We start from the raw sequence: 18136 nt of genomic DNA on the forward strand, positions 1-18136 counted from the left end.
GCATGGTTACGAAGCCCACAATTGCACGCATCTGGCGCGGCCGTACGCGCCGAGAGGTCGCGGACAGCTACGAGCCCTATTTGCGGGCCGAGCGCATCGAGCTGCATCGCATTCTGGTGAATGATCCGAGCCTTCGTTGAGCCGCGAGCAAGCCCTGCCTAGGGTGATGGAGCTCCGCAAGACAATCGGGATCTCCCGGCCGCAGCAAGGCCGGTCAGTCTCCAGATGGTCCCACCTCTTTGCATCGGGAACGGCGCGTGTTCCGGCGCAATCGCGCTGACCAGGAAAAGAAAGCGATGATGTCACTGCCCCACCGCGTCTCCGGCAATCTCGCTCTTGATCTCGCCAACACCATCAGTTGGCGCAACACGAGCCGGGAAGTCGACCATTTGGCAAGCTTCGATGACGTTGTGGCATGGTCGAAGCAAGTCGGCCTGGTCGGCGGCGACTTCGTCGTATCGCCGCAGGAGCAAGAGATACTGCTCCAGCAGGTGCTCGCGCTTCGCAAGGCAATCGGTGCCGCGGGATCGGCGATAGCTAACGATCTCGATCCGTCTCGGCTGGATCTGGACGTCATACGCGACATTGCTGCGCTGTCTCTGCGCCAGGCTTCGCTTTCCGGAACGCCGTGCACATGGCATTTTGAGGGCATCTATCGCGTGACCGGCACCATCGCGTGGTCCGCGCTCGACCTGCTTCGAGGCGACGAACTCTCCCGGCTGAAGCAATGCCCACCCGACGATTGTCAGTGGCTGTTTATCGACCGGACAAAGAACGCTTCAAGGCGCTGGTGCGACATGTCCACCTGCGGCAATCGCGCCAAAAAAATGGCTCACAGAGCCCGGCGTTGAATCAAATGGCGGCAACGAGCAGACAGCGGGATTCTGGACCCGTGATCAAAGCAGGATGAAATCCAATGATCACTTAGGTGTCGGGATACCGCATTGATTGCGCGCCCCAGGCGGACGTCGACGTGGATGGAGCATGTGGCTGAACTCATTCCTGAGGTCTGAGAAAACCATCAAGGCCACATCCCCTGCCGAGCGAGGAACAAGTGGCCCTCCATCTCTTCTGCGGCGTCCTACGCTCGGGAACTGACAGCGAAACCAGACGGAGCTTCAAATCGGAACGACTGCAAACTTTCATTTACCACAAGGCGTATTGTCGAATTCCACGCCGCGCATATGTCGTCTTTGTCGTAATGTATCCGGCCTTAACAACAACCGATGAGGTGACATGATGTCAATCAACTCGGGTCATGCTCGATATTTCCCGCGACCCATACGAACTACAGCTAACCCGTTGGAACGGGCTATCCTGCAGCTAGAGAAGATGATCGATGCGCAAAGAACCAGTGCGCTACCGGCACCGTTTGCTCTTTATAAAGCCAAACGCATTCTCGAACGATGCCACCAGGGGAGCCCGCTGCCGAAATTTGCGCGTGACTGCATGCCCAACGTGGAATAAGCGATCGGACATCGGTAGCACGGGCCCGAAACAATGAACCTTATCGGTGGTCAAAGTCTGCCCAACTGGTCATGACGACCTTCGCCGGCTCGTGCTACATCCAATATGCCGGCAGCGTCGGCGAGCGTTCCTTCTGCTACAGCAGCCGAAGCGTGCTCTGATCACAAGCTCCTGCGTAAAACATGTCCAGTGCGGCTTGGAAGGGTGAATCCCGTCCAGCAACAGCTCCAAACAACGTCATGCTGGATCGAAATTTGAGATCATCCGGGGATCCGAGAATGTCATGCGCGCTCAAATCGGTGTGCTGCAGCATGGCGGTCGTACACTCGACGAGGCGTGGTCCAAGCATAGGATGCGTCAAATACGCCTCCGCTTCCGCACGACCCGAGATCGCGTAAAAGCGCGCAGTTTCCGAACGGCCAAGGCCACGCAGTTGCGGAAAGATAAACCACATCCAGTGTGAGCGCTTCAGTCCCGCCTGCAATTCGCTGAGGGCCACCTCGTAAATGTTTTGCTGCGCCGTCACAAAGCGCTCGAGATTGAATTTCATCGTCAGCTTTCTCCGATGCCGGGTCCAGCAAAACCCGTCTTAAGCGCTCCACAGCGCGATCTCGCGGGTTAATCCTGACAACGTCGGCGCCGGCCTGCTGTTCCCGAAATCCCTTTAGACATGTCGCAGCTTGCGTCGCGTCCACGTCGAACCCGGCATGCGAACGAAGTAGTCCGTGCGCTGTCGTTTGCTGCATATACCTTGATCCAGGACATCATTCGAACGACGATGCGCTCGACGGGCGCCCGCCTGAGCGACCATCGCGGTGCACTACAATAATCAGGGCTGGGCGCTTTGACTGGCCGATCATGGCAAATTGGCTATGGGAACGTCGGCAGAATGCTCGCGGCCACCGAGTTGCGGTGTTCATTGGCTTGCAATGAACCGCCAGTTCGCGACTGCGGCCTGGCGGTGGGGCTCGGCACGCAAAAGGTAGTCCGGATGCCTGATGATTGAAAGCAGGTCCGAAAAGCTGTCGTAGCGTATCATCACGATGTCGTCCCACTGTTCGTCCTCGGTCGAGACTAACGTCATGGCTCTGGATCCGACGTAAAGTCGTTCGGAAATAATCCCAAGTTTTGATGCGATCTGCTGGAACACGCCAGCATAGCCTTGGTAATATGCTGCCCGTGACGTCTCTTTCATATCCACGAACCCGCCCTGATAGTGAGGACTTTCGCGGAAACGGAGAAGATTTATCATCACGACGGGGTTGCCGCCGAGCCGTCCAGCCGCGTCTGACAGGATTTGGGGCGAGAGGGTATAAAGATCCATGATTTGACTTTCTGACAAAATTCGTTCATATGTCAGAGATTGACAGTTTTTGTTATTATGTCAAGAATCGGGAATGGAAAGATTTTCAGACCGGGAAGAGAAGGTTGCTGTCGCGGCCGAGGACGTTTTTGTGCGCTACGGCTTCGCGCGCACAACGATGGGCGACATAGCAAGAGCTGCAGGTATCTCCCGCCCCGCCCTTTATCTCCTGTTCCCGGACAAAGAGGCGATTTTTAGCCGCGTCATTGAGATGATGGACGCGAGATCCCTCGCAAAGATCCAGCAGGCGGTCGACCGGATTGAGTCTGTTGATGGGAAATTGTTGCATGCCTGTACCGTTTGGGGCCTCCACGGCGTGGAGCTGGCTTCAGCCCATCCTGACGCCGCAGACCTTTTTGATTTCCGGTTTCCGGCGGTTCGGGAGGTCTACGAGCGGTTTCAACAGTTTCTGGTTCGGATTTTGGAAGAGTACGTCCCGAACTGGCAGCTCCCTGTTTCACGGGCTGACTTTGCGGCGGCGCTCACCTATGGCCTTCGCGGCCTTCGCTATGCGGCGACGGACATCGATCACATGAAACGTCTCGTTGACGTTCATGTCACCATCTACGGAATGTCACTTAGACGGAACGACAGCGCCAGCGGATGACGGACGCTTCGCAATCCCTATCTTGCAGAAGCCTGGTATTGATTGAGAGATGCCAGCCGTGCAACGGGCGCTTTCGGATGACCGCACTAGCAAGAGACTACGGGGCGTGTGCCGCGCAGGAGCAACGCTTCCTTGGGAAGATCCTTTTCATATTCCTAGTGCTCATCACCGCGAACGGGACACCGTTTCATAAGCTTTTTGATCGTCCGCCGGTCTCCGCCGAAACGATCCAGCACCTCCACCGCCTGAGGCAGGCTGACCGAGTATTCCTGTTGAAGTTCCTCGACGGTGTACGGCTTTACTTCATAGTCTGGCATAGCGCCCTCCTTCTGATGCCCAAATGCAACCGCCTCGATTCGAGTTCCGAGCAGCGGAACATCCGCGCGCCTCGAGGGTTCGCCTTGGGAAAGGAGACCATCATGAGAGATTTGAACCCGAACACCGTAGGCCGGCCCCACGACCCGAAAGCCACACGCGGCTCAACATGGCGGCCGAGAGCCAAGGACGAGGATATCATCACCAACAATGACGAAGGTGCGCCCCCCGTGCCGATCGGCCAGCCTGGCGACCGTGAGCAAGGCAGCGACAGCGACGGCCCGATGGATGGACAGTAGGTTGCGCCAGGCCGGCTGAAGCGAGCGCTCATTTCCGATCCATTGATATGGAATGGCGTCTCCAAATACTCTTTGCCGCCGAGAGCGACGGAACCCGGCAACAGGGACGGGCTGTCGAATATCTCAAGGGCGACTGTTTCTCTCCGCCGGAAATGCCGTTTGAACGGTGAGTGATCGGTAGAAGCAAGTTGAAAGGCTTCAGAGCTCTGTTGACGGGAACCGGCGCCGAAAGATCAAATCCCTTCGGTGGCAACCGCTTGAGATGCCGTCACTTGTTGACCCGGTTTGGGGCTGATCGCTGACGCTGCAAGTTTGCGGCGGCCAGATCAGCTGGGTCTTTACCGGCAATGTTGACGGTAGGCTGAGCGAAGGTGACGCCGTTCTCCTGAAATGATTTTCGAAGAGATGCATATGCGGTACGTCGAATAAAGCTCTGCTGGCTGGTGGGCACGGTGATCATCGCGAAACTGACCACAATTCCGTACTCTGCAAAATCTTCGACACCCTTCAGCTTTAGCGGCTCAATGAAGAAGCGACCCAGTTCAGGGTCCGTAAGCAAAGTCTGGCCTATCGCCTTGCCAATCTTGCGAACTTTCTCGAGATCCGTGTCATACGGGACAGTCACGAGTATCTTTGTTTTGGACCAGTCACGGCTCATGTTTTCCACTGCACCCAGTTCGCCGAAAGGGACAGTGAAAATTGGACCCCTGTGATGTCTTAACTTTACCGAGCGAAGGCTGAAACCTTCGACGGTTCCGCGGTAGTCCTTTGCCTGAATATACTCTCCGACCCGGAAAGCATCGTCAAACAGATAGAAAAAGCCGCCTATGATATCCCGCACCAACGCTTGTGAGCCAAAGCCGATTGCCACTCCAACGATGCCCGCTCCTGTTATCAGCGGACCTATGTCGACCCCGATCTGACCAAGGATTGTCAGGCTTGCAACGACAAGAATGGTGACCGCAAGCACATTACGTAGGATGGGAAGCAACGTCTGCAGCCGCGTGAAATGCTCTCCTTCCCAATCAGTCTCGAGCGCAGCCGAAGAAGGGTTTTGGCGGGTAAGCAGTCGCTCTATGGCGGCTTTCGACAGATGCCAGATGATGTCCGCGACCAGAAGTACAAGTGCGCTCCGTAAGACGCCAGCGAGAGCGTCATGGACCAACGGGATCCCGTGACCGGGGAAGGTGACGTCAGTTTCCCAGACAAATGCTGTCCAGGCGAGAGCCAATAAAAATACCGACGCCCTCGCACCGCGCACCAAAAGGATGGTTCGATTACTAGTTTGAGGTATTTGAAGCGTTTTGGAAGCAAGCTCCCGGACGATTTGAGAAACTGCGCGAAGAACCGGCGGCAGGATGGCAGGATAGATGCCCAACCAGAACAGCGCCCGGGCATTCAGGCACCAGAGAATCCAGACGAAGGCAGCATAGAGCGATATCGCCGTCTTCATCCTGGCATCTCGACCGACCGAAACCCATGTCGTACCGATGATGACCGTCAATATCATGCAGGACGCCAGGACCTCGATTGCCAGAGCGGTGTCGGGATCGAAATCGAGAACATCGCCCAACATCGTCACGCTGGCGGTAAACAGCGACAGACCCATCACCAACCTTAAATTTCGGCGAAAAGATAAAGGTGCGATCTTCTTCGCCAAAGCCGAGACAAATCGCCAGGCCACAAACAAGAGCAAGTAACAGCCTGCAACAAGGCGTACCGACAGTGGCAAATCGACGAGGAAATAAAGTGGTGCGACGACCGCCGCAAAGACCAGCGATGGAAGATATTGTTCCGGGCCGTCCCAATGATGCAGGCGATTTCGCCGGATAAATCGCTCCGCGGTGGTGCCAGCGACAACCATAAGGACGAAAGCGGAAGAAACCGGCAGAAAACCATTGTCGTTCAGGTCATCCAAAAGGTCCTGCATTGCCCGTTGTGTCTCATTCGGAATTCGCGCAGCGGCGGATAGAACTTCATGAATTCTGGCGCGCGTATGTTGTTCCCAATCCAGGATCCCGGCGGCTGTCGCCCCTTCAGTTGCCGGATCGGACCCGCGCCCAACAGTTGCCGGCAATTTCTCCAATGTCGGCAGTCGCTGCTGCGAATTTCGCCACTCGTCGCCGCTGTTGCTGGCCCCCAAAACGGGCAACACCGCGAAGATCGAGGCAAGCACACAGAGGAATAATGACAGCCATCTCATAACAAACCCATGCGCCTGCAAAGGTTACAGGCGCCAATTGTTCGGTTGGGAAATGATGCATGGCTTCACGTCAGCGCACATCTGGACGAGCGTTGATATCTGTTACCGAAAAATTGAGGCGACCTCACCAACGCGCTAGCCTTTGCAGCCTGTAGGGCTAGTTTCATACCCCGGGGCGAGCGCCAGTTTTTGGCGCCCCACAGCCACCAAAGCGATAGCAAGTCTCAACTTCCGGATAGGTTATTTGGGTCCAGTGTGAGGTCGATCTTAAGCGTGCACTTCTCTAGGTTCGCAATCGCTTCCTATGAACTGCGCCATATCAGCTGATCTGGAGGATAATATGCTACATGCTGAACACAGTCTGTCTGGAAAGTCGCATGCACCGTTTTGCGTCAGTTTAAAGCCCGACATGCCCCCTATTCAAGAACCCTTGGCAACAGTCGTTCACGACCTCGGTAATCTTATCCAGGTTGCGACGTCTGCCATAAATGTCCTGTCACGCAATCCCTTGGTCTCTGCCGACGTCCGGGCTTTAGATGTCATTCGCAGCGCCCGAATGTCGCTGGACTGTGCTGGCGGACTCGTTCGCCAATCCCTCCGGGCCAAGAGTAATGGCTATACGCCCGTTGAAACCGTCAATGTTGAATCTTGTCTCCTCGATGTGAAAGACTCTCTGGCCATCTGGGAGCCGGAAACACACGTCGAAGTTCAGGCAGAGCCGAACTTGCCTCGCCTGGTTTGTAACGCCATCGGATTCAAAGCAGTCCTTCTGAATCTGATGGTCAACGCCCGCGAAGCGATGCCGGACGGTGGCACGATTTTGCTGGCTGCGCGGGTACTGGTACCTGACGGCGCACCGGCTGTTGAAATCGTGGTCGCCGATGACGGTCACGGCATGACGCGCGAAACTCTCGAAAACGCGTTCATACCCTTGTTCACGACAAGATCGTCAGGCGTTGGTGGTTACGGACTTTCCGCCGCAAAAAACTTCGTTCAGGCGGCCGGCGGCCACATAAAGGTGGAAAGTGAGCCCACCGTCGGCACGCGGGTGATCATTGTCCTCCCGGCCTACGGCATCTCCTGAACCGAGACCATTCCATCCATAACTGGCACTTGCCAAAGATAACGCGGACTATTATAGTCCGCGTTATGGCACATATAACGGTCGGCGTGGAATACGGATTGCATTGTCTGTTGTGGTTGATGGGGTCTCCGGACAAGCCTCTCAGCAGCCGGGATCTTGCCGATCTGCAGGGCATTTCTCCAAGTTTTCTGGCGAAGATATTTCCGAAACTTGAGCGAGCTGGCCTGGTCGTCGCATGGGAAGGAGCGAAAGGCGGATATCGCCTGGCCAAGCAGCCGGAAAATATCAGCGTACTCGAAGTGGTGGACGCCATCGAGGGCAGGAAACCTCTCTTCGACTGCCAGGAAATTCGTGGTCGCTGCGCAGCTTTTGGCGGAAAGCCCCCGCGTTGGGCAACAAAAGGCGTCTGTGCGGTCCACGCGGTGATGTTGCATGCCGAGAAGGCAATGCGGGAATCTCTGGCGAGCCAGTCACTGGCTGATATAGCCGGGGAATTTGGCCGCAAGGCCCCTGCGGAATTCTACGGAGATGTCGAAAAATGGATCGAAACCAGAACCATCTCCAAATCTCGTGGACGTTCAGCGGATGAATAGCCTGGCACCTGATCGAAGCAGGGCGCCATTGCATATGGCGCACTACATCTACGACAGGGGTTTCGGATTAAGTTTGTGGAGAAGGGTCATGAGCACTTTTTCAGTTCCTGATAAAAATAACACAGCCCTGGTCGCTTGCAGGAGGGCAAGGCGATGAAGGCGGCTGCTCTCATTGCCGACAGTCCGCTCGTGATTGTTGTTGACGACGATGCCGATGTTCGGCACTCGCTGCAGGAGCTTATCGAATCTGTCGGCCTCGACGTGGTATGCTTCGCATCGCCGCGCGATCTCCTGGAGGCAAGGCTTCCCGACAGGCCGGGCTGCCTTGTCCTGGATGTACGCATGCCGGGATCCAGCGGTCTTGATCTCCAGCACCAGCTTTGCGAGCAACGACGAACCAAACCGATTGTCTTTCTCACCGGATACGGTGACATTCCGATGTCAGTGCAGGCGATGAAAGCGGGGGCAGTCGACTTCCTCACTAAACCTGTGCGGGATCAGACCCTCCTTGACGCCGTCATTGAAGGAATAAAGCGGGACGTCGAGCAGCGGAAGCGTGCCGAGTACACCCATGAACATGCGTCCCGTTTCGCAACGCTCACGCCACGCGAGAGGCAGATTCTCCACGAAGTCGCACTTGGTCGCCTCAACAAGCAAATTGCCTTCGACCTTGGTATCAGCGAGGCGACGGTCAAGCTGCACCGCAGCAACGTCATGCGGAAGATGCAGACGATCTCCGTCGGGGAACTGATCCGCGTCTGGGATGCGTTACCAGCGTCGCTGCGAGATGCCACACCGATGTCGCTATCGTCCTGATTGGGGTTTGCAGGCCGTGTCCGATTGAAGAGCGCGGCAGACGACAGATTCTCCAATCATGCGGTTCGCTCCTCCTGCTTCGAGGTCGGGGATCGACACAGCCAATACCCGTGAACATTCTGCCATGCGGACACGCCTGCATGATAGGCGGTGGTTGCCTTGTTTGGTTGTTGCACCTCCAGTCTTTCGGCGGACCGAACCTCGCCTTTGGTCTATGTGACCTCGTCCTAGGCTCGATATTCCCGAGGGCGGCAATCGCGCAATCTCATGTCAACGGAAACGCCTGACGGAGAACACTTGTGCGAGGCGCACTCAAAATTCTGGTTATTGCGGCCGCGGTCGGCGTCTTACCTGACGCTGCCGTCTTCGCTATGTCACCTTCCCCCAAGCCGACGATCGTCCTCGTTCACGGCGCCTTTGCAGAATCGGCGAGCTGGAACCGGGTAATCGACAAGCTGAGAAGAGACGGATACAAGGCTGTCGCCGTTGCCAATCCCCTGCGAGGCGTGGCCAATGACGGTGCGGCAGTCGCCAGTTATCTCCACTCGGTGCCGGGACCCGTAGTGCTTGTCGGCCACTCCTATGGAGGTCCGGTTATCACCGAGGCTGCAAATGATAGTCCCAACGTCAAGGCTCTCGTTTATGTTGCGGCTTTCGCACCAGATACTGGCGAGTCGAGCACCAGCCTGTCTTCGAAATTCCCTGGCAGTACGCTATCGAAAACGCTGAACGCGGTAGAACTGCAGGACGGAGGCCAGGACCTCTATATTCGGCCAGATATGTTCCGCGAGCAATTCGCGGCGGACGTTCCGGAAAAAACCGCCATCCAGATGGCGTTCACGCAGCGGCCCATTTCGAAAGCCGCCTTTGCAGAACTGACGAAAAGACCATCCTGGAAGGTGTTGCCTTCCTACTCAATTTTCGGTTCGCACGATCTCTGCATTCCACCGGCCGTCATGAGTTTCATGGCGAAACGCGCTCAGGCGCGCAAAACGGTCATCCTCAAAGGAGCATCTCACGCCCTGATCGTCTCTAGGCCGAAAGAGGTCGCCACCATCATCGAGGAAGCTGCGCGTGAGAGCGCAGCTGACCTGGCCGCCCGTGCCGCCGAATGAACACCGTATCAATCAACTGAAACAAGGAGAACTGACATGAAAATCGTCGTCATCGGGGGTACCGGGTTGATCGGCTCAAAAACGGTCGCAAGGCTGAAAATGCAGGGGCACGACGTTCTTGCTGCCTCGCCAAATTCCGGTGTGAACACCGTTACAGGCGAGGGGCTGGATGATGCTCTCGCGGGGGCAGAGGTTGTCATCGATCTGGCGAACTCTCCTTCATTCGAGGAAAAGGCGGCCATGGACTTTTTCGAAGCGGCAGGGCGCAATCTCTTCGCGGCCGAAAAGAACGCCGGAGTGCGCCATCATGTTGCGCTGTCGGTCGTTGGCACGGACAGGATGCAGGCCATGGGCTACTTTCGCGCAAAGTTGACCCAGGAAGAACACATCCGCAAGTCCGGCATCCCTTACACGATTGTCCATGCCACCCAGTTCTTCGAGTTTGTCGGTGCGATCGCGCAATCGGCAACTGAAGGCTCGATCGTCCGCTCACCGACGGGAGCATTCCAGCCCATCGCGGCCGATAATGTTGCCGACGCCGTGGCGAAAGTTGCGGTCGGCAAACCTTTGAATGGAACGATCGAAATCGCCGGTCCGGACCGAGCTCCCATGAACGAGTTCATCAGTCGGTTCCTGAAGGCAACCAACGATCCGCGCACCGTCATGCCCGATCCGAAAGCACGCTACTTCGAAGTCAGCATTGATGACCGGACGCTGGTTCCCGACGCAGGCGCACATCTGGGCGCTATCGGCTTTGACGAATGGCTGAAGGCCTATTCGGCGCAGCAGAAATAAGCGGCTCTCACTCAACCCGGTGCTGTCTGGCGTGGAATTGGCCAGGCAGCCCTCTTCGACAAGGAGAATTATGATGATGAAATTACTCTTCTGCGGCGCTGCCTGCGCCATGTCGCTCGTCACATCCGTCGCGGCACATGAGGCCGAAGGCGAGAACGTGAAGATCGTGTACGATCAACCACTTCCGAACGTTCCCGGAAAAAGCCTGCGGGGCGTGCTCGTCGAATATGCACCGGGCGGCCACTCTCCTGCGCACACGCATCCGGCCTCGGCATTCATTTACGCGACCGTCCTGGAAGGCGCCATCACCAGCCAGGTCAACGGCGGTCCGGTCACTGTCTACCGTGCTGGCGAAAACTTTTCCGAATACCCCGGAGATCATCACGCGGTGAGCGAAAACGCAAGTAAAACCGAGCGCGCGCGTCTGCTTGCCGTGTTCGTGGTCGACACGTCAGAAACCAATCTTACAAATTACGAGAAGTAAGGCCGCTGGCATTTCGTCAACGGCTGTTCGGCGGGGCCTGCCTGAACAGCTGTAGAGGCTCACCATTGGCCATGATCCATCAGGTCACGGCCAGTACACCGGAGTGGCGCCGCCGCAGCGCCACTCCGGTTCGTATGCCGCAATAAAGGGCAGGTCCGACAATTGACCCTTGATGGCAGGAGAACGCGATGCGCATCGAAAAGCTTTACCCCATGGTCTCCGCTCGTTTGATGATTGTCAATCTGACGGATACGGTGGCGCGCGCGGCGGCGACACTCTCAAAACCTGGCGTTGGGCTCGCGGTCGTCTGCTCTGATGACGGCGTGGCAAGAGGCGTCCTCAGCAAGTCCGATCTTATTCGACATATCGCCCATCGCTCCGGACCGGGTTCGATTGAGGGGTTGATGAGCCCGAAGATCGTTGGTTGTCGCCCGACGGATGATTTGCAAACAGCGTGGCAGGTGATGGTCGATAATCGCCTCCAGAACATGCCCGTTCTTGGAGATCAGGCAAAACCACTGGGCGTTCTCGACATACGGGATGCCCTGAAGGTGCTCTACGAACAGGAGCAACTGCAGGAACACATGATGGAGAACTACATCGCCGGGTTTGGCTACTGACAGCCTCTCAATGGGCATACAAGCAGTCAAAGCACCAGTCAGTTCCTGTCTGAGGACATCTACATGATGCAAGATTTCTCTGCCGATCTGGCGACCGATCCAATTGCCTGGCTGGTCTTTCTCGGAATAACGGGAATGATCGTTTGGAAGCTCATCGGTCCGGTAAGATCCAATCTCCGGCTTGTCGTCCAGATTGCTTTCTTCCTCGCCATGACGGCCGTCATCGTCTTTGGACAAGTGCCGCTTGGCCAGTCGAGCGGCGCGCCTACAGATGACGACCGAACGCTCGTCGTGATCCTTGGGCAGATGTTATGGTGGTTGCACCTCGCCTGGGCTGTGATCGGCTTTGTACGTATTTATCTTGTCCTCGAAGGCAGACCGCGCGAAGCGCGCCTCCTTCAAGACATTGTGGTCGGTGGCGTGTACTTGTGCGTCGCGCTCTCGGCTCTTGCATTCGTTTTCCGGCTGCCGGTCGGGACTTTGATTGCGACCTCGGGCGTGATCGCAATAGCGCTGGGCCTGGCCCTCCAAAACACGCTGGGTGATGTCTTCTCCGGTATCGCCCTGACGCTTGGCCGGACCTTCACGCTTGGAGACTGGATACGCCTCAATGATGGCGTGGAGGGGCGTGTGGTCGCCAGCACGTGGCGCTCGACGCAGATACTGACGATAGCCAACAACGTCGTGGTCCTACCCAATAGCGCATTGGCCAAGCTGGGGCTCACCAATGTCAGCCGACCGGAAGAAACGCACTTGCTGCAGCTGACCATCAGATTGAAGCCAACGACGACACCGTCGGCAATTGAAGAGGTTATCACCACCGCCCTTGAAGGCTGCAACCTGATCATCAGGAATCCCGGCCCTGTGGTTGCTCTCAAAGGGATCGACGCCAATGCGATCGATGCCGATCTTTATGCACGGGTGAAGGACCCCATACATATGATAGGAGCGAGAAATGAGATTATTGACTTGCTTCACCGCCACTGCAAAGCCGCCAACCTGCAATTCGCTCCGTCGGCATCGTCACTTCTTCTTGCGGAGCAGTCCACGACGCCTGATTCCTCGCATTCTCGCGAAAGAAGGCTGGTCGAAATCCTGCGCCAGAACAGCATTTTTGGAAACCTGGATGAGGCTTCGAAGGAGCAATTTGCCGATGCAGCCACATTGCGGGCCTACCCGGAGGGCGCCACAATAGCACCAGACGACTCTCAAGTCTCGTCTGTCATCGTCATCGACTCCGGCGTTGTCACAGTGATGCAGGATGGATTGGAGCAAAGGCGCCTCTCACCCGGCGATCTCTATGGCGGGGCGGATTTTTCGTCTCAATTTTGGAAGAACAGCTCCCTGAAGGCGGTGTCCGCCGTGAAAATCTGGGAGATCGGCCACGAACCTCTCTCAAACCTGCTCAGAAACCAGCCCGAACTTGCCAGGGAGCTTTCGATAAAGCTGTCGCTGCATGAAGAGAACGCCCGTCATGCTATTAATCCCAGTGTTAGAAACGACCATACCTCGCACGCACTTTTAAGGTCGATCCGGACAATCTTCACTAACTAATAAAACCTAGCCTTCAGACGAGGTTCGCCGCCTGATTTTTCCAGTTATTATCGGGCGTCAGGTGTTGAACGCACGTCCGGTCCTGGGTTCGGACGGAGATGTTCGGGCGAAACGGAGCGTTGGTCTTGAATATCGGTAGGCACTTATTTGATGCAGCGGGCCTTCGCGGGCTGAGCGACCGGTTGCAGTCTGTTCCGGTTCGACCGCCCGACGCGCGTTATCTTGGATTTTTCTTTCTTTCCTATCTTGCTGGTTGTGGCTTAGCCCACCTGCTTGCAACCGTACAGGGCACGGGAATTTCAGTCTGGCCGCCGGGAGGCCTTTTTATTGTAACCCTTCTCTTCACGCGCAAGTTCACCTGGTTATGGTGGATCGCAACCGGATTGGGCGCTGAAATGACAGCGAACATTCTTTGGTTTCGCAGCCCGTCCTCCGCAGCCCTGTTGATATATTTCGGCAATGCGCTGACGGCGGTGGCCGGAGCACTGGTTGTCAAGCGCGTTCTCGGACCTGCCCCCCGGTTTGATACGTTGAAAGGCGTCCTGGCCCTGCTCTTCCTCGGCGGGGGATTGGCGCCGGTTATCAGTGCAACGGTCGGGAGTTTCGCCCTTGCCCGGCTTGGCATCCCGCCGCAATCCTTCGCTACCGCGTGGGCGTTCCGGTGGCTCGGCAATGCGACAGGCGTGCTTACGGCCGCGCCGCTCGTGATAGCGGTATTCCAGAGCTGGCAGGGGGACGGCGTCATCTCGACCCGACGTTTTTGTGAGGCGGGCGCGCTTGGACTGGTCCTGTTCGGCCTGACAGCATTTCTCGTGAAGGGTTATCTGCCATTCGCCTTCGTCATTGCGCCGTTGTTACTGTGGGCAGCGCTGCGATTTGCGTTGCAGGGTGCGGCGATGGCCGTTGCTGCACTTGTTGCGCTCGCTGCCCTGTCTGCGGCGCCGGCAGCCGATCCGGCCTCTGCCAGTGGTTTTGCAGAAGAGCATCGACAGTTCGTCTTGCAGCTGTTTCTGGCAGTTTCTTCTTTTTCGACTGTCGTGGTTGCAGTCGTTTCAATGCAGCAAAAACGCGCTTCGCGTACACTCGAGGAAAGTCTTAATGCACTAAGGAGCAGGGAGCGGGATTTTTCACAGCTGGTTGATCTGGTGCCGAGTTACCTGTGGCGGCTCAGTGCGCGAGGTGACCCCGTATTCTTCAGCAAAAGAGTTGTCGATTTCCTTGGCGTGCAGGTTGGTGATTACGACACCGCAGATAAAAAGGGTCTGGCGGCCTTTATCGACGCTCTGGTTCATCAAGACGACAAGGACTCGTTTGCAGGTGCGTTGCAACACTCGATTGAAACGGGCGAGCCGTTCTCACTGAAGTACCGTCTGCGCGGGGCCGACGGCAATTACCGTTGGGTCCTGGGGCGAGCCGAACCCCTACGCGACGACGACGGCGAGATTATCCAGTGGTATGGGCTTTCGCAGGATATCGAAGATCAGGTCCGGTCGGAGGCGGCTCTCCATCAAAGCAAACAGCAGCTGGAGCAAATGCTCGAAGCGGTGCCATTCAACGTATTGAGCTTCTCCCCGACCGGACAAATGACCTATGCCAGTCAGAGATACCTGAACCAGGCGGGGACGCCATCTTCTCACGTTAAGGACTTTGACGCCCTTGCTCTGGAGGTCGTCCATCCCGAGGACTTCCTCGTGATGTTTGACAGGGCCAAGCATGGGTTTGCAACGGGCGAGCCCTTCACAAATCGATTTCGCCGGATTCTCAGGGATGGATCCTACCGCTGGATCGAAGCTCGCGCACAGCCGTTGAAGGACAAAGAGGGGACTGTCCTTCAATGGTATATCGCGTCGATCGACATTGAAGAGGAGATGAAGGCCCAGGAGGCGCTGCGCGAGCGTGAACGCTTCTTGTGGCAATTGGTGGAAACATTACCGGCGATGATTGACTGCGCGGCGCCGGACGGAGAGCCGCTCTACCGCAGCCAGCAACTCAGGGAGTTCCTTGGATATAATCTGGATGCGCTGGATGGCAGCGGAAAATCCCGTCTGGACGGTACGCTTGACGCAGGTGTCCATCCCGACGATGTGGCAGGGGTTAAAGAGCAATACCACCATTGCCTGTTGACAGGCGAGCCCTATGCCCGTCGGCATCGATTGCGCCGCCACGATGGTGAGTATCGCTGGGTAGAAACCCGCGCCGCTCCGATGCGGACCGAAACGGGAGAAATCGTTCAGTGGAATGTCATCTGTCTCGATATCGACGGAGAGGTTCGCGCCCAGGAAAACCTTCGCATGGCGCAGGACAGTCTGGCACGCGCCAGCCAGGCGGCCAGTCTCGCTGAACTCTCTGCATCCATAGCACATGAGGTTAACCAGCCACTTGCGGCCGTAATGAATTACTCAAATGCGTGCCAGCGCTGGATGACGATGAACCCTCCGAACATCGACCGCGCAAAAAAAGCGGTTGATCGCATTATTCACAGCGCTAACGCGGCCGCCGACGTCGTCAGCCGTATTCGTGCCCTGTTTAAGCAGGACAGAAACACGCGCGACTGCACTTCTCTCGACGAAATTGTGTTCGAGATGCGCGATCTTGTTTCGTTCGAAGCCGCACGACGGGGTATTCGCATCGAGCTTGATATCGAGATCGGTTTGATGCTCAAGCCCTTCGACCGCGTCCAGATACAGCAGGTCGTCATGAACCTCGTCCGCAACGCGATGGACGCAATGGCGCCCGTCTCGACGAGGAAAACTGTGACGGTCAAGGTCTACGGAACGGGTGACGAGGTGCGGGTTTCCGTCATCGATCGGGGCCGGGGCGTTCAGTTTCCGGCCAAAATCTTCGAACCCTTTTTCACAACAAAAGATCAGGGAATGGGTATGGGCCTTTCAATCTCCCGCTCGATTGTGGAAGCGCATGGCGGCCAGCTATGGGCTGAAAGAAATGAACCGCACGGCGCGAACTTCATTTTCAGCTTGCCTGCTGCACAGATCGACCTCGGTTAGTCGTGGCGGTAAGGCGTGCAAGCGAACGTTACCCGGGCAAGGGACGTTGGCTAAAAGATCGAAAGATAGCGAATACGGGAGTGCCGCGGTCTATGGAGGAGAGAATGAACCCAGGCGCGGCAGTGATTGCAGTCGTCGACGATGATCCCCAGGTCCTGGAATCCCTTCAGGAACTGCTCGAATCCGCTGAGTTCATCCCAAGAACCTTTTCGTCGGGCGCAGCGCTTTTGGCCGAAGGAATGGCAGACATAGACGTCCTGATAACCGACATCGGGCTGCAAGATATGGACGGTTTTGAGTTGCAGGCCTGTGTGGAGGGCAACCACCCTCATATTCCGGTATTCCTGATCAGCGGGCGACACGAGAAACTCTATCGGAAATCATTCGGGCCCGAGAGGCCTGTTCTGCGAAAGCCGTTCGACGGAAATGCGTTGCTGGAGGCAATCCGGCAAGCTCTTGCGAAACGGGACCGCAGTTCGATCCGTTCATAGATGGCATGGCCTGCAATTAAGTGCGGTGTCCTACGCGGATCGCGCGGTGCAATACGCAAAAGGCTAGGCTGACCTCATAGACCGTCCAGTCGACCGCCCCCTGACAGCCTCATAAACTGGGCGCGCAGTCTCGTGTCCATACGTTTCCTGTTCCGAAACAGGGGTTCCGGCCACAACAGCTGACTGCCGCAAAATTCCGCTTATTCCAACCAAACAGGAGACAAGCATGAACGCAAGTACCGCTTTACGCGCGAAAGTTGGGACAGAAGAACTGGTTCCGTCGCGCTATGCCGTTCAAATCGGTGAAATTGAAGTCCTGGTCATCAGCGATGGCGTTCTTCCGCTTCCGACGAAGATGCTCGGTCACAATGCCGACGCTTCCGAGCGCGCCGCCTGGCTGGACGAGATGTTTCTGCCACCAGACGCTTTCGACTGGTCGCTGAACGTCGTCCTTGTTCGTCACGGTGAGCAAACAATACTGATCGATGCAGGTCTTGGGCTCGACCCCGATCTTAACCTGCCAAGAGCAGGACAGGTGATCAGACGGCTCGAAGCGGCGGGAGTGGACCTTCGATCCGTCACCGACGTCGTTATCACGCATATGCATATGGATCATGTCGGCGGCCTTCTCGTCGAAGGTGTTAAAGAACGGCTCCGGCCGGACCTGCGCATCCATCTCGCTGCTGCTGAACTCAGCTTCTGGGAAAATCCCGATTTCACGCACGTGAACATGCCCCAGGGTTTCCCTGACGCGCTCCGTGCGACAGCGAAGAAGTTCGCCTCGGAGTATCGGGGTTTCATCCAGACTTTCGTCGACGAATATGAGGTCGCGCCAGGCGTCGTAATTCACCGCACAGGCGGACACACGCCGGGACACAGTGTGGTGCGTGTTTCGTCGGGAGGTGACCGGTTGACCTTTGCGGGTGACGCGATTTTCGCCGTCGGCTTTGATCATCCCGACTGGTACAACGGTTTCGAGCACGATCCGGAGGAGGCTGCGCGCGTTCGGCTCAAACTCCTGAGGGAGTTAGCCGACAGTGGCGAGCAGCTGGTCGCCACGCATCTTCCTTTTCCTTCGGTCGGACGAGTGGCGACAGACGGCGACGCGTTCCGCTGGGTCCCGGTTTTCTGGGATTACTGACCAAATAAACCGGAACGAGAGGGCCGCATGCGATCGACCTGGGCGCCGTCGCGTGCGGCCTTTTGCTGTTCAGTCAGTCGCTCAGCCACCGAGCGGTGTCACTGACCGACCGACGGGCCGCGGGAGCGGGAAGTTGCTTCCGCTGCCGCCATCCGGCGCGCGCCTTTCGCCGCCGGTGAACTCA

At 56.9% G+C, this 18136-nt stretch carries 19 protein-coding genes; 15 read left to right on the top strand and 4 right to left on the bottom strand.

All coding sequences use genetic code 11. The annotated features are described in order from the left end of the window. Nucleotides 1-2: 2 nt before the first annotated feature. A complete protein-coding gene (locus EYD00_RS26030; RefSeq protein WP_193604441.1) occupies nucleotides 3-140 on the top strand; it encodes a hypothetical protein in 138 nt (45 codons plus the stop codon). A 117-nt stretch (nucleotides 141-257) separates the two neighbouring features. Next, nucleotides 258-851, top strand: coding sequence for a CGNR zinc finger domain-containing protein (locus EYD00_RS24385; RefSeq protein ID WP_034499486.1), 594 nt, complete (start codon nucleotides 258-260; stop codon nucleotides 849-851). 752 nt (nucleotides 852-1603) lie between these two features. Here the strand turns inward: EYD00_RS24385 and EYD00_RS24390 are convergent. Continuing rightward, nucleotides 1604-2017 carry a DUF1810 domain-containing protein gene (locus EYD00_RS24390; protein ID WP_034499488.1) on the bottom strand — a complete coding sequence of 138 codons (414 nt, stop codon included), beginning with the start codon at nucleotides 2015-2017 and terminating at the stop codon, nucleotides 1604-1606. Between the two features lie 366 nt (nucleotides 2018-2383). Beyond that, nucleotides 2384-2791 (bottom strand): hypothetical protein, encoded by a 408-nt coding sequence (locus EYD00_RS24395; protein WP_034499490.1) that lies wholly within the window; start codon nucleotides 2789-2791, stop codon nucleotides 2384-2386. A gap of 73 nt (nucleotides 2792-2864) precedes the next feature. On the opposite strand from EYD00_RS24395, the gene EYD00_RS24400 reads away from it, so the two are divergent. Continuing rightward, a complete protein-coding gene (locus EYD00_RS24400) occupies nucleotides 2865-3437 on the top strand; it encodes a TetR/AcrR family transcriptional regulator (protein ID WP_034499492.1) in 573 nt (190 codons plus the stop codon). A 155-nt stretch (nucleotides 3438-3592) separates the two neighbouring features. Here EYD00_RS24400 and EYD00_RS26035 read toward each other — a convergent pair whose 3' ends face one another. Beyond that, complete coding sequence (locus EYD00_RS26035; RefSeq protein WP_193604437.1) at nucleotides 3593-3754, bottom strand: hypothetical protein; 162 nt, start codon at nucleotides 3752-3754, stop codon at nucleotides 3593-3595. Between the two features lie 102 nt (nucleotides 3755-3856). Here EYD00_RS26035 and EYD00_RS24405 point away from each other — a divergent pair, with 102 nt between their 5' ends. After that, nucleotides 3857-4051 carry a hypothetical protein gene (locus EYD00_RS24405; protein WP_081859574.1) on the top strand — a complete coding sequence of 65 codons (195 nt, stop codon included), beginning with the start codon at nucleotides 3857-3859 and terminating at the stop codon, nucleotides 4049-4051. 268 nt (nucleotides 4052-4319) lie between these two features. On the opposite strand, the gene EYD00_RS24410 is transcribed toward EYD00_RS24405, so the two are convergent. Further along, a complete protein-coding gene (locus EYD00_RS24410) occupies nucleotides 4320-6254 on the bottom strand; it encodes a mechanosensitive ion channel family protein (protein ID WP_051674312.1) in 1935 nt (644 codons plus the stop codon). A gap of 340 nt (nucleotides 6255-6594) precedes the next feature. On the opposite strand from EYD00_RS24410, the gene EYD00_RS24415 reads away from it, so the two are divergent. From EYD00_RS24415 to EYD00_RS24465, 11 genes are all read left to right on the top strand, one after another. After that, nucleotides 6595-7338, top strand: a complete 744-nt coding sequence (locus tag EYD00_RS24415) for a sensor histidine kinase (RefSeq protein ID WP_034499496.1) — start codon at nucleotides 6595-6597, stop codon at nucleotides 7336-7338. Between the two features lie 65 nt (nucleotides 7339-7403). After that, nucleotides 7404-7931 (top strand): RrF2 family transcriptional regulator, encoded by a 528-nt coding sequence (locus EYD00_RS24420; protein WP_034499499.1) that lies wholly within the window; start codon nucleotides 7404-7406, stop codon nucleotides 7929-7931. Between the two features lie 153 nt (nucleotides 7932-8084). Continuing rightward, nucleotides 8085-8747, top strand: coding sequence for a response regulator transcription factor (locus EYD00_RS24425; RefSeq protein WP_034499501.1), 663 nt, complete (start codon nucleotides 8085-8087; stop codon nucleotides 8745-8747). 371 nt (nucleotides 8748-9118) lie between these two features. Beyond that, complete coding sequence (locus EYD00_RS24430) at nucleotides 9119-9862, top strand: alpha/beta fold hydrolase (RefSeq protein WP_051674340.1); 744 nt, start codon at nucleotides 9119-9121, stop codon at nucleotides 9860-9862. A gap of 36 nt (nucleotides 9863-9898) precedes the next feature. Then, nucleotides 9899-10657, top strand: coding sequence for an SDR family oxidoreductase (locus tag EYD00_RS24435; RefSeq protein WP_034499503.1), 759 nt, complete (start codon nucleotides 9899-9901; stop codon nucleotides 10655-10657). Nucleotides 10658-10730: 73 nt separating this feature from the next. Further along, a complete protein-coding gene (locus EYD00_RS24440) occupies nucleotides 10731-11141 on the top strand; it encodes a cupin domain-containing protein (protein ID WP_034499505.1) in 411 nt (136 codons plus the stop codon). Nucleotides 11142-11329: 188 nt separating this feature from the next. Continuing rightward, nucleotides 11330-11761, top strand: a complete 432-nt coding sequence (locus tag EYD00_RS24445) for a CBS domain-containing protein (protein ID WP_034499506.1) — start codon at nucleotides 11330-11332, stop codon at nucleotides 11759-11761. 63 nt (nucleotides 11762-11824) lie between these two features. Continuing rightward, nucleotides 11825-13315, top strand: a complete 1491-nt coding sequence (locus tag EYD00_RS24450) for a mechanosensitive ion channel family protein (RefSeq protein WP_034499508.1) — start codon at nucleotides 11825-11827, stop codon at nucleotides 13313-13315. Between the two features lie 125 nt (nucleotides 13316-13440). Further along, nucleotides 13441-16320: a sensor histidine kinase gene (locus EYD00_RS24455; RefSeq protein WP_502685804.1), complete on the top strand. Its 2880-nt coding sequence runs from the start codon at nucleotides 13441-13443 to the stop codon at nucleotides 16318-16320. Between the two features lie 104 nt (nucleotides 16321-16424). Further along, nucleotides 16425-16811, top strand: a complete 387-nt coding sequence (locus EYD00_RS24460; RefSeq protein WP_034499510.1) for a response regulator — start codon at nucleotides 16425-16427, stop codon at nucleotides 16809-16811. A 226-nt stretch (nucleotides 16812-17037) separates the two neighbouring features. After that, nucleotides 17038-17952 (top strand): MBL fold metallo-hydrolase, encoded by a 915-nt coding sequence (locus tag EYD00_RS24465; RefSeq protein WP_034499512.1) that lies wholly within the window; start codon nucleotides 17038-17040, stop codon nucleotides 17950-17952. Nucleotides 17953-18136: the final 184 nt, after the last annotated feature.

Source organism: Agrobacterium sp. 33MFTa1.1 (assembly GCF_004328495.1).
GTDB classification, from domain to species: Bacteria; Pseudomonadota; Alphaproteobacteria; order Rhizobiales; family Rhizobiaceae; genus Agrobacterium; species Agrobacterium pusense.